The organism is Vibrio sp. G-C-1, assembly GCF_021728015.1.
GTDB lineage: Bacteria > Pseudomonadota > Gammaproteobacteria > Enterobacterales > Vibrionaceae > Vibrio > Vibrio splendidus.
On the sequence record NZ_JAKKCR010000001.1, the window covers coordinates 14,795 to 28,994 of the forward strand.

Annotated in this window: 9 protein-coding genes and 1 pseudogene; 4 read left to right on the top strand and 6 right to left on the bottom strand. The window is 44.1% G+C overall.

Annotated elements, in window-relative coordinates; genetic code table 11:
- Positions 1-49: 49 nt before the first annotated feature.
- Positions 50-1,311: pseudogene (locus L3V36_RS00070) on the bottom strand (amidohydrolase family protein).
- Between the two features lie 405 nt (positions 1,312-1,716).
- Between L3V36_RS00070 and L3V36_RS00075 the strand changes: the two are divergent.
- The 3 genes from L3V36_RS00075 (at position 1,717) to L3V36_RS00085 (ending at position 4,999) form a co-directional block, all read left to right on the top strand.
- Positions 1,717-3,051: a CAP domain-containing protein gene (locus L3V36_RS00075; RefSeq protein ID WP_208773941.1), complete on the top strand. Its 1,335-nt coding sequence runs from the start codon at positions 1,717-1,719 to the stop codon at positions 3,049-3,051.
- 287 nt (positions 3,052-3,338) lie between these two features.
- Complete coding sequence (locus L3V36_RS00080; RefSeq protein ID WP_004736325.1) at positions 3,339-3,818, top strand: hypothetical protein; 480 nt, start codon at positions 3,339-3,341, stop codon at positions 3,816-3,818.
- 524 nt (positions 3,819-4,342) lie between these two features.
- Positions 4,343-4,999, top strand: coding sequence for a hypothetical protein (locus L3V36_RS00085; protein WP_017095197.1), 657 nt, complete (start codon positions 4,343-4,345; stop codon positions 4,997-4,999).
- A gap of 164 nt (positions 5,000-5,163) precedes the next feature.
- Here L3V36_RS00085 and L3V36_RS00090 read toward each other — a convergent pair whose 3' ends face one another.
- The 5 genes from L3V36_RS00090 to L3V36_RS00110 all read right to left on the bottom strand — a co-directional run bounded on the left by L3V36_RS00090 (position 5,164) and on the right by L3V36_RS00110 (position 12,781).
- On the bottom strand, positions 5,164-7,320 hold the full coding sequence (locus tag L3V36_RS00090) for a TonB-dependent receptor (RefSeq protein WP_208773943.1): 2,157 nt from the start codon (positions 7,318-7,320) through the stop codon (positions 5,164-5,166).
- 552 nt (positions 7,321-7,872) lie between these two features.
- Complete coding sequence (locus L3V36_RS00095; protein ID WP_017086131.1) at positions 7,873-8,829, bottom strand: GntR family transcriptional regulator; 957 nt, start codon at positions 8,827-8,829, stop codon at positions 7,873-7,875.
- 258 nt (positions 8,830-9,087) lie between these two features.
- Complete coding sequence (gene fhuB, locus L3V36_RS00100) at positions 9,088-11,085, bottom strand: Fe(3+)-hydroxamate ABC transporter permease FhuB (protein WP_208773945.1); 1,998 nt, start codon at positions 11,083-11,085, stop codon at positions 9,088-9,090.
- The gene (locus L3V36_RS00105) at positions 11,085-11,996 is read right to left on the bottom strand and encodes an iron-siderophore ABC transporter substrate-binding protein (protein WP_004736320.1); all 912 of its coding nucleotides are present in this window, start codon (positions 11,994-11,996) and stop codon (positions 11,085-11,087) included. Before L3V36_RS00105 ends, fhuB begins: the two co-directional genes overlap by 1 nt.
- Positions 11,997-12,013: 17 nt before the next feature.
- Positions 12,014-12,781: an ATP-binding cassette domain-containing protein gene (locus L3V36_RS00110; RefSeq protein WP_004736319.1), complete on the bottom strand. Its 768-nt coding sequence runs from the start codon at positions 12,779-12,781 to the stop codon at positions 12,014-12,016.
- Positions 12,782-12,933: 152 nt separating this feature from the next.
- Here L3V36_RS00110 and L3V36_RS00115 point away from each other — a divergent pair, with 152 nt between their 5' ends.
- Complete coding sequence (locus L3V36_RS00115) at positions 12,934-14,160, top strand: MFS transporter (RefSeq protein ID WP_108121552.1); 1,227 nt, start codon at positions 12,934-12,936, stop codon at positions 14,158-14,160.
- Positions 14,161-14,200: the final 40 nt, after the last annotated feature.

The following is a 14,200-nucleotide window of genomic DNA, read 5'->3' on the forward strand; positions in this document are numbered from 1 at the left end:
TTTAGATTTGTTGTTTTGTTGTTTGGCGTAGGACCAGCGCTTTTCGAGGTTAAAGCGTATTTTTGTACACCTTACCGTCTTTCATGATCAGTTTTTGTGTCTCTGTGTTAGCAACACATGCCACGCCTTCCAGTGGGTTGCCATCGATGATCAATAGGTCGGCATACGCGCCTTCAACGATCTGACCTAACTTGCCTTCTTGGTATGGGTGTTGATAGGTCGACATCTCGAACAAGCGACCACAGTTTGATGTCGCCATACGAAGTGCGGTGATGGTATCGAATACTTGTTCAATCGCACCAAGTTCATTCAATTGTGTCGCATGAACGTTGGTTTCACCCACACAGTCAGTACCAAAAGCAATGTTCTGAATGTCGTATTTCTTAATCAGCTCTGCCGACTTGAACATCGCTTTGCCTACGCGTTCTGTCTTGCGGTATGTCTCTTCATTTGGCAGCGGGATCTTACGCTCTGCAATCAATGAAGAGGTAAAGTAAGAAGGAATCACCCAAATGCCTTTCTCTTTAATGATTTCTGCAATGTCGTCGTCCATGATGGTCGCGTGTTCGAAAGACATCACGCCCGCTTCAGCGGCTCGGCGCATCGCATCAGAGGTGTGGATGTGCGCGGCAACATAAGTGCCATAATCAGAAGCGGCATCAACCGCGGCTTTCATTTCTTCTGATGTGAATTGCAACGTGTCTAGCGGGTCGAACGTTGAAGATGCACCACCACCCGCCATGATCTTTATTTGAGAAGCGCCCATAAACAGTTGTTCACGCACAGCTTTTAATACTTCTGAACGACCATCTGCCACTTTCATTGCGCCAAGCTTCATCATAGGTGAATCTTCATGCCCGTTAGCTAAACGCTCTTGTGCTTGGTTTTGACGGTAATCGGAGTGACCACAAGTTTGCGAGATAGCCGCCATTGAAGGAAGAATGCGTGGGCCAGTCGCATAGCCCTGTCGATGCTGTTTTTAAGGCCAAGCGTATTACCCGCCACGTCGCGAATGGTAGTAAAACCGCGCATTAACATCTCTTCTGAAATCTTCGCTGAGCGAATCGCCACTTCTTCACGCGTCATCGTATCAATCACATTAAAAGAGGCAGAGAGCGTGATATGAACGTGCGCATCAATCAGGCCTGGCATGACCGTACCGCCTTGAGCATCAATCGTTTCATCGGCAATCGTTGGGTCAATCTCTCCAATCTGAGTGATCAAGTTATCTTCGATGAGGATTGATACGTTCTCGATTAAGTTGTTATCAACACCGTTAAATACGTTCGCGTTAGTGATTAGCTTTTTCATAGTCTGCACCTTTTGGAAATGAGTGTGTGTCGCTGATGGAGTCATCTTATGGGGCGCAGCATTTGAAGAATGGCCATTTGGTGACAAGCAATGACGAGACTTATCTTTTGGTGCTTTTCTATATTTCTAAGTTTTTCCTATTCGAACGTTAAGGTGTATTTCAAATCGTCGTCACCTTGTGTTGAGAATCAATTTACCGAACTGTAACTGGCTCTAAAACGGAAGGCCTAAGGAAAATACTGAATGAGTTCATCTGCTTATAGGTCGAACGTTAAATTGACAAGATCTTATAAAATGTTAAATCGGTGTCAGTATTTAGGGGCTCTGACATTGGTCTGAAATTTAAGTTCGTTCTATGAGGCAACATCCTTACATCAAGAAAAATATATGGTTAAGGATTAACTCATGAAAAAACAAAATATCTCGGCAGTCGCCCTTTTAGCACTGATTATTACAGGTTGTGGCGGAGAAAGTTCATCAGGAGGTGACAGCACAACGTCTAATAACGCTAATGTTCCAAGTAATCCAAGTAATACTGGCTCATCATCTACCTCTCAGCAGCCTGACATTAAAGCTCTTAGCAACAATATGATTTTTGCGATCGAAGGTTTTATCGAAGAAACGGATCCAATCAGAAATTTCTCATCTATTACCGTCAAAAATGAGCTGCCTGCGTTCAAGAGTGGAGATACTCAGAAGGTTGATGTGACTATCGCTGTACCAACAATCGTTATCGATAATGGCAGCAACTTTGTTAACGATTGGCACTGTTACGAAACCACAGGATTAAGCGCGCAAAGGAAGAATCATCAGTTACTTGTGGACGGTACAATTTCTGAATATAGATACGATATGCAAAGTAACTCTTGTTCTAGTGAGCACTTGGGATCGTATGTGTTTAACGATGCGGTGTTCGACAGTTCGTTGGAATTTAAAACCGTTGGCAGCGTAGTTTCCAAAGATGGGAGCGGGATAGAGTCTAATTTACCTACTTACGATTTTATCGCTCAAGCTTATGGAGAGCAGTCAAAAGATCGGTTTGGTGATTCTTGGGAATCATTACAGCGCGACAAAATTAATGCAGCAGCTAAGGAGGTTGGGGCCTCGATCTTTGAGTTGAACACTTCATCTGGAAAGATCGATTTGGATCTAGGTCAGCTTAATAGCGACACTCTCATCGATTTCGCTTCACTAGATACAAATCAATTATTGAATGGTGCGATTTGGGGGATGCCCGGTCAAGGCGTTGCTGATGAAAAATGGTGCCGAATTGTGAATATTCCAGAAGATCTAAGCCAGAACAGTATCAAGTACCAATCTGTTATCTCGACAAATTGTGCGAGGTCGACACAACGTTATTGTGATGCCTTTGGTTCATCGTTTTCGAGTGGTAACTACCCACCATCAGCTCCTATCGCTTGGGACAATAACACGGCGAGTAATGCCCAGTTGAACTCAGATGAGCAGTACCGAAGAGATGCTCAAGGTCACTTTGTTGTGAACAGTTCTGGTCAGAATGCGTTTGTCCTCTCATCCAATTCGGTTGTGATTCCTATTTTCGGTTACACCAGTCCACGAAGTGATGGGCAAATTAACAATGCCGGTCTTAATAGTTGGGCTGGTCACGAAGGTCACTGCCAAAACGTGATGAATAGCCGACACACAAAGATGGGGATTGGATACAAAGCCAGTAAGTCAGATGCATCAAAGGTGTCTTATTGGACGCAAGATTTCAATTAACACACTCATTGCTTAAATATGGGGCATCCATTTAGCGTCTCTATTCTTTCTTTAGTTGGTAGTGGCAGGTTACTTGGTAGCAGCAGAGCACTCGATAGTGCCATTTTACTTTACAGTGATACGTGGGCGATCAGGATTATTAAAGGTGGAGGCGCGAGGACACTATGACGATTCATTAATGTCGTGAATGATTTTGAGTGGTGTCATGAAATGGTAAGTTTTGCTTCGATTCGAACGCTAAGATGTATTTCAAATCAAGGCTACTTATCAAATTAGAGAGAGACAGAATGACTAAATCAGACAAAGTTTACGGGTTCAACACACCACAACGTCTATTCGTAGGTTACACGTTAGCCGTGCTGGTGGACTTAGTAGTGCTTAACTTTTTCGATGAGTACTGGGACTTCGTCAACATTGAATCTTTCACTATTTCTTTGATAGCGGCGTTGTTACTGCAGTTGTTGTTGAAGCTCTCTATTGGTTTAGAGCACAAGGTAGCGGATTACTTCAAACAGAAATCTGGAACGGCACCTAAGGTGTATCGAGCACTGTCGACATACATTATTCTTGTTGGCTCAAAATTCGTCATGCTAGAAGCGATAAACCTCATGTTCGGTGACAAGGTGAGCTTCACTGGCCCTTGGGGCGGTGTAGTAGCGTTCTTCGCTGTGGTATTTACGATTCTGGTTGCTGAAGTGATTGTATCGAAGATCTACTTTGCTCTGGATGAAAAGCAAGAATCAAACTTGAAAGAAAAGACAGCTTAAACATAAGTAGAGTAGAAAATTGGGGAGTTTGGAATGAACTCTCCAATGAGAGGGGTTGGCATGTTTGCCAACCCTTTTCTGTTTTATGTATTAAGCGGTTAATCAAATCACAACATACTCAGCATGAAGCTCTATCGAACCTCATTTCAGAACACTAAAAACCATAATGATCATTGTCGAGCCAACGCATTAGATTAAATTAACAACTAGAAGTCAGATAAGATAGGCTCGTTTTTTATGTTGGTAATTAAACAGAATGATTAATAACTTTTAAGTTGGTTTAAATATTGATTTATTATTAATGATGGAATAGGCGAAATTATTAAAATTTTAACCTGTGTCTATTATCCATACTGCTTTTAAGGTGTTGTCTTTTCGATATATAAAATATACCTGATGACAACCCCTAATATTAATGAAATCAATCATTGCTTTAACCAAGATCACAAATATCAATAAGCACTGTATTGCATATTTTATTTTTGGGTTATTTTCCTGCCGCCAATCATAAAGGAAAAATAATAATGAAAAAAACAATAGCGTTAGTGTCTGTAACCGCCTGCCTAAGTCCGTTTGCTTATGCTGATAATAGTAACGTTATCACAGGTGAATCACCTGAAGGTGTCTACGTTCAATACCAATCAACTAACCAAGTTAACGAGTCGATGAAGCAAGAGGGTTTTGCACTGCATCGCTGTGGTATCAATACGCTTCGTAATGATATTCAAGTTAATCAAGGTTTAGATGTTCCTCACAGTCAGATCCAATGTGTGTATTCTAAACCGGGTCAATCAACGAGTGATGAATCTGAATTGCTCTATTGGCACTTGAACATTCTTTACAGCATGGAGAATGAGAACTTCATTGCTGAGAATGAATTTGCTGAGCGTTATACCAGCGAGATCTATACCCATAGCCCTGAATACCTTCTAGACATTGGCCCAAATTATTACCGTCAGCGCTCGGAAGTTGAAGCTTTGGGAATGAAGGTAGGTGAATGTAACCTACAAAAAATCTATTACTTTAGTGCGCCTACGGAAGAGTCATACTTGTCAGATATAGCATCTTGCCCTGTATATAAGGCCGACGGTGAGCTTTCTGGTAATATTACAGTGGAAATTAATCATACCCCGGCTAATTTAGGTTACAGTGAGCGACTTGTTAATTTTTATGCAATTTAATAAATGACTGTATAGTTAATAATTTAAAAATTAGAATTGACTTAGAATGCATGTTGGAATTGACGTTTATTCGCATACGCTAATTAAGCTAAGTCACATCTAATTGTGAAAAAGGGTTGGTATTAATACCAACCCTTTTAATTATATTTTTGATGAGTACTCGGTTAGAACTTAACTTGGTAGTTTACGTTATAAGTTCGGCCACGACCTTTGTAGTCATACGCTGCTGAATCGTAATGTGACGCGTAGACGATTTGAGCACGTTGACCCCAAATGGTGGTGTAGTCTTTATTCAGTAGGTTTTGAATACCGAAACCTAAGCTCCCCACTGGAAGCTGGTAGGTACCAACTAAGTCAAAGACGGTATAGCCGTTAAGTTTGTTTTGATCGTCATCTTCGTAATCAAACATCGTTTGGCTTTGTACTTTGACAGAAAGGTCTGTGTCATACCAACCTGCCCAAGCATTGGCTTTTGAAGTGCTGGCTTCGCCCGCGGTAAAGTCTTTCCAACCGTCATCGCCTTTCACTTCTGAAATCACGTAGTGACCTGATGCGCCTACCTGAATGTTCTCATGCACCCAGTAAGATGCCATCGCTTCTAAACCATAGACACGCTTTTTATCGTCGATTTCTTCGATAAGTAGTGTGTTCTTGTCGTATTTAACTGATTTATCAGATTGTGAATAGTACGCCGCGGTTTGCAGGTTAAAATCACCATTATCAAGGCGGTAACCTAACTCAAAGCTGTTGGTTTTGATGCCAGACATTTTCGAGTCATTAACGTTGATGCTGTCGTTAAGTTTCCAGTGATCGCCAACTAGGGTGTAGTCGCCTTGTCCGTAGTATTTCGCTGGGTCAGCAAGATCAAAACCTTGTGAGAAGTTTGCCCATACTTGAGATTCGTTGGTGAGGTGGTAGATCGTACCGAGATTAAATAGACCAACGCTGTAATCGGTTTCACCGCCAGGTACTGCGTCGGCTGTAGTGCCGTTGCCAGCTGCAATTTTCTTCTGTTGGCTGTAGCCAACAAAATCATCAATCTTGTTAGACATGTATTGGTAGCGGAATCCACCTTCTACCGTCCAGTCATTCGTGATCGCATAATCAGATTGAACAAAGCCCGCGATAGAGCTGACTTTAACCCCAGCGTAACGGCCGACTTTCGCGTAAGTTTTGTTGATCAAGTTACCTGAATTGTTCGCAATCGTCGGATCGTAAAGCGCTTGGTTGCTGTCTAGTTGGTCTTGATACGCATCGATACCATAGACAACATTGAATTTATTGAAGCTCTTAGCCAGTGCTGTTTTTAATGCAATAACATCGGTAATTTGCTGACCAGAAGATTGGAAATAAGGTGTGTAAGTTTGGTCTTCTTTACGGTACGAAGCTTCAGCAATCAACTGATGGCCAAGGAACTGATCATCGACGTAAGAGGCGCTAAGCATAATACGTTCGGTGCCATGTTCACGGTCAGAATCAAAGCCTTTACGTACGTCAACAAAGTCGCGGCCGACAATGTACAGGCCGTAAGGTGAGTCTTGTTGGCTATCGTAATATTGTGCAAGGAAGTTGAGTTTCTTCGTGTCAGAGAGGTTCACGCCTACCGTCGTTAGGAAGTCGGCCGTCTTATTGAACTGTAGTGAGCCTTGAGAAATATCAGGGGTAACGATGTCGCCATTAGCATCGAAAAAGCCTTGTGTTTCGGTGTAAACCACAGAGGTGCGCGCTTGAACTTTGTCGTTACCGCCAGAGATAGATTGACCGACTTTGTAATCGAAATCTTCTCCAGAATTAAAGCCAGTTGAGCCTCCAACAAAGGATTCAAACTCTAACTCTTCACCTTGCGCTTTTTTGGTGATGATGTTGATCACACCGCCTGAAGCTCCTGCACCATAAATTGAAGTTGCACCAGACAGTACTTCGATTCGTTCAATGTTAAATGGGTCGATGGAGTCTAAGTGACGGCTTATTGGACGAGATGATTGCAGTGATACGCCATCAATCATAACGAGCATCTTACGGCCACGCAGATTCTGACCATAGTTAGTACGAGCACCGCTGCTTACATCTAGAGAGGGAATGCTTGCCGATAGAATCTCGCCTAGTGATTTACCACCACGATATTCCTGTTCAATTTTATCGGAGTCGATGTACCAAACTGTACCCGGAATGTCACTGATCGCTTTAGGAGTACGACTAGAGACAACCACCATTTTGTCTTCGGTTGTGTATTCTTGTGCTTGGGCTGTAAACACTGTGTTGGCTGCGACAATCGCTAGCGCAACAGTGGAAAGCTTGAAACTTCCTTTTTCGGTTTTCATTTTGTTCTCAATCTTGATCAATAAAAGGCTGCACAAAGACTCATATCTGTGCGGTGACTTTGTTGTTTTTATAAGTAATTAAGCATTCATCTTTACTGGTCAGTAATAAATGAAGCCTCTTAAATTAGAAAAGAGGTGAACGGTGGTCATTACTTATGACCTTAAACATACTCATCTCGATATCTTCCAAGCTTGTATACGTTCACGTTCATGTCACTTAAACGACAATCAATTCAAAACAAAAGTACGAAGCATTATCGTTAAGCTTATCAATTCTAAATAAGAATCATTATTATTGTGTTTTTGTTGCGAAAATACAATATGAAAGTGCAATTTTATTTTATAGGTTTGGAATCAGTGGTTGGGCGACGTTGTTAGCCGTAGAAGAAAAGTAGGGTTAGAGCCTTGTGCTGTATGTGTTGAAGTGGGCGCTAAGCCTATAATTTAACGGGTGCTAATCGTAGGTGTTATCGTGAGAGTCAGGAAGAAAATGATGTTTGTGACGATAGAGGGACACGATAGAGGGCAGCCATGATTTGACTGCCCAAGTGATTAACTGTTTTTTGCCATGATACTGTTGATTAAACTTTCTCGCTGTTCCATAGAGACATTCATTACGTCGTTGTAGGTGCGTTTCATGACGCGAATATCATTTTCCAGTAGCTGAGCTAGCTTTGTTGATGCTACGTGGTTGTTACCTTCAAGTACTAGTTCAATGATCTCTAGGCGTCGCTGACACGATTTAATGACTGATGATTGGATGTGCATCGAAACCAGATCGGTCGCTTTACGAAGGCGATTATGTTGCTGCATGGTGCTCAATAAGAAGCGATTTCCTGAACATGCGGCAAGCTGCTCGTGAAACTCGGCACTGAGGCTAAAGAGTTGGCTGGCGTTAACAGATTCTGGGTTCGTAATGGCTTGCACATGGCGCTCTTGGCAGCCTTCCAGATCGGAACCATCAAGTATCCATGTTGGTTCGAGTAGGCCTGCTGGCTCAAAAATGAGTCGACATCGATAGCTTTCAGTGTGCCTTTCTAATGTATTTAAAACACCATCAAGCTGCCATTTGTATCCCGGGCTACGGCGAAAAATACCATCGTTTTCTAGTAGGCGCAGTACGCTTTGCATCTCACCACGGTTGGCATCATAACGTTGTTGCAGGTCTTTCTCGGAAAACGACTGACCTAATTCACTAAAGAATAAATCCATGAGTACACGCAGGTATAATTTTTCTTGGCGAGGTTGTTGGTCGTTGTCTTGGCCTGAAATTTCAATATCTGCTGCATCGGTTTGCAACACCGAACCCTTGTAAGGGACTACTTTAGTGATGCCTTGCGCTGACAAGTGCTTTAACACCGCTCGAATAGGGCTTCTCGATACTTCGAATTGTTGTGCCAATGACGATTCGTTCAGGCTGCTGCCCGCTTTCGCATTGTCGGCTTTTAGCCTCGCGATGACCTTGAATAACAAATCTTGTTGGAGCTTTGTAATTGTTGTTATGTCCATGACGCTCAGAGTATGTGTTTTATCTTGGTTTCATGGTAAACACAAAAAGGTTTAAATACCATAAATTGTGTTTCTGTAACCAAAAGACAATGCTGATAAGTTTGTTGGTAATTGAACGGTTTGTCGGTAATTGAATAGTTTGTTGGTTATTGATAAGTCTGTTGGCAAGTGTGTTAATTAGGGGGCTAGAAGGGAGCCCCGCTTAAAGCCTTGACTTCAAACGGGGGAGCCGCGGGTAAAGTGACTTATAAATTGCGCCTATTTTCTCATTAGATAGAGGAAGTAACCGCCACCAAGCAGAGAGGCTAATAACCCCGCAGGGAATTGCCATGGGAACCATAATGTTCGGCCAATCCAGTCGGCAGCAACCATGATAATAGCGCCTAATAATGCTGCAGTGAGCATTTGAGGAATCGCGCGATATTGATGAAGCGAACGCGCCATGTGTGGCGCCAATAATCCAATGAAACTCAATGGCCCAATTACGATGGTGCACAGAGTTGTTAGTGCCGCGACTAGCAAAAGCAAAGCCAATCGAACAGCGGTTGTGTTCATACCTAGGCTGCTTGTGGTGACGTCACCTAAGTTAATCAGCTCAATCCAGCGATTCAAAGACAGCGCCACTGCACTTACGATGGCAACACCAACGGCGAGCAAAATAACATCTTGATTAGCGACTAAATAAGTCGAGCCTGAAAGCCAAGTGAGGAGCGCGGTTGCATTCTCATTGCCCGAGCTCATTGTGATGCGCAGTAGAGCGTCGAGCCCCGCACTTAGCGCGATGCCCGTTAACAAGGTTTGCGTTGGGGCGAAATTGTGTTTTCTACCCATCAACCAAACCAATGCCGTCACCGACGTCGCGCCTAGCGTGCCGAGCAGCATTTGCTCTTCTCGGCTGACAGCTGTGCCAAATAGTGTGCCGAGCACTAACGCCAGAGCAGCCCCTGAGCTGATCCCCAATACTTCGGGGCTCGCCATCGGGTTGTTTGAGATACGTTGAATAATTGTGCCTGCAAACGCAAGCCCGATACCGGCTAATAACGCAACCAACACACGAGGTATACGCAGATCGAATAGCGATGGGTTGAGTTCAACATTCCAACCGAACTGGTTTTTACCTACTGTAAGGGCAAGAACACACATTACCATCAACAGCACTGACATCACGGTCAGTACTTTACGCGTACTGACGAATTTGTAGTGCTCAATGGTTTCACTGCGATTTTTGAGGTCGGACTGCAGCTTAGTGCGCTGCAGTAACCACAATAAGAAGGGAGCACCAAGCAGCGCCGTCATTGCGCCAGTAGGGAGCAGTTCGCCACCAAAGCCGGAGAATGGCTGAATCACTAAGTCCACAATTAATAGAATGAAGCTACCCACCAACCCACTGACTAGAATCTGTTTCGCCAGTGCTCTTACACCGAGAAGCCTAGCGATAGCAGGAGCCACAATGCCAACGAATCCGATTAAGCCCACTTCACTGACCACGGCTGCGGTTATAAAAATGGCCAATGATAAGCAAAGCAATTTGATTTGTTTGATGTTGACACCAAGTGATGTCGCAACATTGTCACCGAATTGCAGCGCTGATAGTGGGCGTTGTAAAACCAGCAATAACAAAGTCGGTATAGAGACTAGCGGAAGTAAGATCTGCACGCTCGACCAGTCATTCTGATTCAGTACACCGGCGCCCCAAACAAAAATACTGGTAAGTCGTTGTTCATGCAACATGAGCAACATGGTGTTGAGTGAGCCTAAAAACAGGCTGACAACCATACCGGCTAACACCATGTGTAATGGCGAAAAGCCTCGTGCACAACTTAAGGTAAAGACTAGGCCTGTTGCAAGGCAGCCCCCAATGAAAGCGGGAATAAACCCCGGGATCGCTAGGTTGGCAGGTATTAAAAGGATTCCCAACACCATGCCGAGTTCTGCGCCCGCAGCAACACCCAATGTGGTAGGTGAGGCGATGGGGTTACGCAGTACAAATTGCATCACACACCCAGCCACTGCCAGTGCGAAGCCACAAATGAGAGCGACGGCAAGCCTAGGTAAATAGGTGAGGTGAGTAATCAGATGCTGATAGTTTGAAGAATCAAAGTGAAACAGCGTATCCCAAATCAAGCCAACCCCTTGAGAGTAAGGAGCGGTAATTTGCAGTAGCGAGCTGATCAATAAAATAGCAGCGATAGATAGCAAAGCTGCCTTGATATTCAATCGTCCTGTGACGGTTTTTTCGAGCTTGATGGTAGCCATTATTTTTGGGTAAGCAGTTCTGTAATGTTGTCACTGAACCTTTGAGCGGCGATTAGCCCACCGAAGGTCCAGATAGTAGGAAGTTCGTAAACGGAGTCTGTGCGCGTAAACGCCATTGCTTGCCAAAGAGGAGATTGAGTCAGTTGCTTACGCTCTTCTTCCGTCAGTGGGCCAAAGATCATCACATTCGCCTGTTGGTGTTCCGCGAGCCTTTCAGTACCTGTGGTGCTAAAACCCCAGAGGTTGGTCTGCTCTTGCCAATCGTTTTTCAGACCCATGCTGCTGATGGTGGCTTGTGCTAATGAACCTTGGCTATGAATGCGTAACGTTTTGTCGTTGATAAAGCGCGCAAAGATCAGCGGTTTGTCTGAGTTGCCAGCGGCACGGACTTTTTCACCGTTATCGCTTAATCTGTTGCTTGTCTCATCAATCACTTGTTGGGCGCGTTGTTCTTTGTCGAACAGCTTGCCCAAAGATAAAGTGATGTTTGTTGCTGATTCAAGCGGCTGCTTTTTTTTACTGTAGATACTGTAAACCAATACCGGTGCGATTTTATTCAGTTGATGGTATGCCGCCGCCATATGTTCACTGATTAAAATGACATCGGGTTTTAGCTCCGTCAGCAGTTCTAGGTTTGGTTCGCGTCGAGACCCAACATCGGTCACGTTTGAGTTCAGTTCGGGTTTCACTACCCACTGTTGATAACCTTGTGCGTCTGCGACACCTTGCAACTCAACGCCTAGGCTCAATACGGTTTCGGTGAGTGCCCAATCTAAAGCCACCACTTTTTTAGGTGTTGCATCGAAAGAGGCACTGCCCATTTCATGTTTGATTTCTAGTGCGTGAGCGTTCTCTATAACAATGGCATTGAAAGCTAATACCGTGAACAGCATGGTGATGAACTTTTTCACAACAGGTACCTTTTTATTTAAGGGATGTAGCTGATAGGTTGCCCTGTCTCAGGGTGCTTAAAGAGCGCAAGTTCCATTCCGTAGATTTGCATCAGTGTTTCTGGTGTCATCAAATCTTTAGGCGAACCGGAGGCAATCACTTTTCCAGAATGAAGCGCAATCAAATGGTCACTGAATTTGGCGGCCATGTTGACATCATGAAGCACCATGATCACGGTTAAGCCGAGTGACTGATTAAGCTCTCTGATTAAAGCAAGTAATTCATGTTGGTGTGCCACATCGAGTGCTGAAGTCGGTTCATCAAGCAAAATACATTGGCTTTGCTGAGCAAGTAGCATTGCGACCCAAGCTCTTTGTCTTTCTCCGCCAGAAAGCGTTGCGACAAATCGGTCAGAAAAGGCGTTAAGCCCAACCTTTTCAATCGCTTCGTCTACAATGGCGTAGTCGTCTTTGCTGTAACGTCCAAACGCGCCTTTCCATGGGTAACGGCCAAAGCAAACCAGTTCACGAACGGTTACGCCATCAGTAATCGGTGGGTGCTGCGGCAGGTAGGCGACTTGGTGTGCAAATTCAAGGTTACTGTATGAGGCGAGGGGTTGCTCATTGAAGAGAACGTCACCTTCAGTTGGCGTGTTTTGTCGACTTAACAGTTTAATGAGTGTCGATTTGCCACATCCATTATGACCCAGCAAGGTGGTGACCTTCTTTGGTTCAAAGGTCAAAGTCGTTGGCGAAAGGATCTTCTTACCGTCGATTTCGAACGAGGCATTGGTAAGTGTGTACATAATGCAATATGAAGTTGAGTTATGGGCTGCTAGCCGCTAATGTAACACAGTGAAATAAAAATGATAATTATTCGCTAAATCAATCGACTTATCATTGTAGTATGCTCGTGCCCACTACGAGCTGACCAACCTTATCTAGCGCCTTCGATATTATGTCTGTTATACAAAACAAAAAATTTCAACTAATGGCTATTGGCCTTGCTTCGGCTCTTATGGGGATTGGACAAAATGGTTTACTCGTTTCACTGCCTTTTTTAGTGGAGCAATCTGCTTTTAGTTTGCCAACATGGTCGATTCTTATCGCGGTAGGGAGCTTACTGTTTCTGCCATCCGCTCCATTTTGGGGAAGGTACAGTGATAAGCATGGCCCTAGAAAAGTGGTTATTCAGGCATTGGTTGGAATGGCGATTAGTTTTGCTCTACTGTGTTTTTCCGCCATGTTCAGTAGCAGTAGCAGTAGCAGTAGCAGCGGCCAGACATTATTGGTTTGTTTCATCGGTTTGCTGGTAGCTAGGATCATCTATGGTTGTACGGTTTCTGGAATGGTGCCCGCGAGTCAGCATTGGGCGTTGCTTCTGTGTGGTAAAAATAACCGTCTTCAGGCCATAACTTCGGTCAGTATCGGATTGAGTGCGGGAAGATTGATTGGGCCTCTTATCTCCATTCTGGTGTTAAAACTGTCGCCTTTTGCACCGCTGATGGTGATGATTCTGTTGCCTTGTGTGGCTTTAGTTGGCGCGATGTTATTACCGGCACCGAAGATGGAAAGTGGACAAATTGAAGGTAGAGGACAATCTTCTTGGTTACCGAATAAAGCATTACTGCCTTTTTTATCTAGCGGGTTGTTGTTATGCGCGGCAGTAGCGTTACTGCAATACAGTTTTACTCCACTTATTTATTCGGTCACCCATTGGCCTACGGATCAATTAAGTGACGCGATCGGCATTCTGCTGACCATCAGTGCAGCATGTACATTTGCCACTCAAATCTTAGTCATCAAGAAGAGAAAACTGACGCCTTTTACTATGTACACTTGGGGATCGTTTGGCTTAGTGACGGGATTCTTGATGTTCCTGATACCCAATGTTTGGGTGTTTGGCGTTGCGATGATGTTTGCAGCTGGTGGCGCAGCGTTGCTTGTTCCTGCTTACACTTTATTCGCAACCGAGAAGCAAAGCGACGCACCGGGCGCGGCTGCGGGCTATTTATCGATGTCTCATACCACGGGTTACGGCGTAGCATCTTTACTTGCGTTTACGTCGACACTTAGCCCTGTTTATCCTATTTACTTGTGTATAGTATTTGCCATGTTGATTCTGGCAATAACCTACTCTGTGAAAAGAAAGACAAGCGCTGATGCTGTAGAGCAACCCCAATGATGATCGTTTAAAAATGAGTGGGTTACGTACATTACTTGTC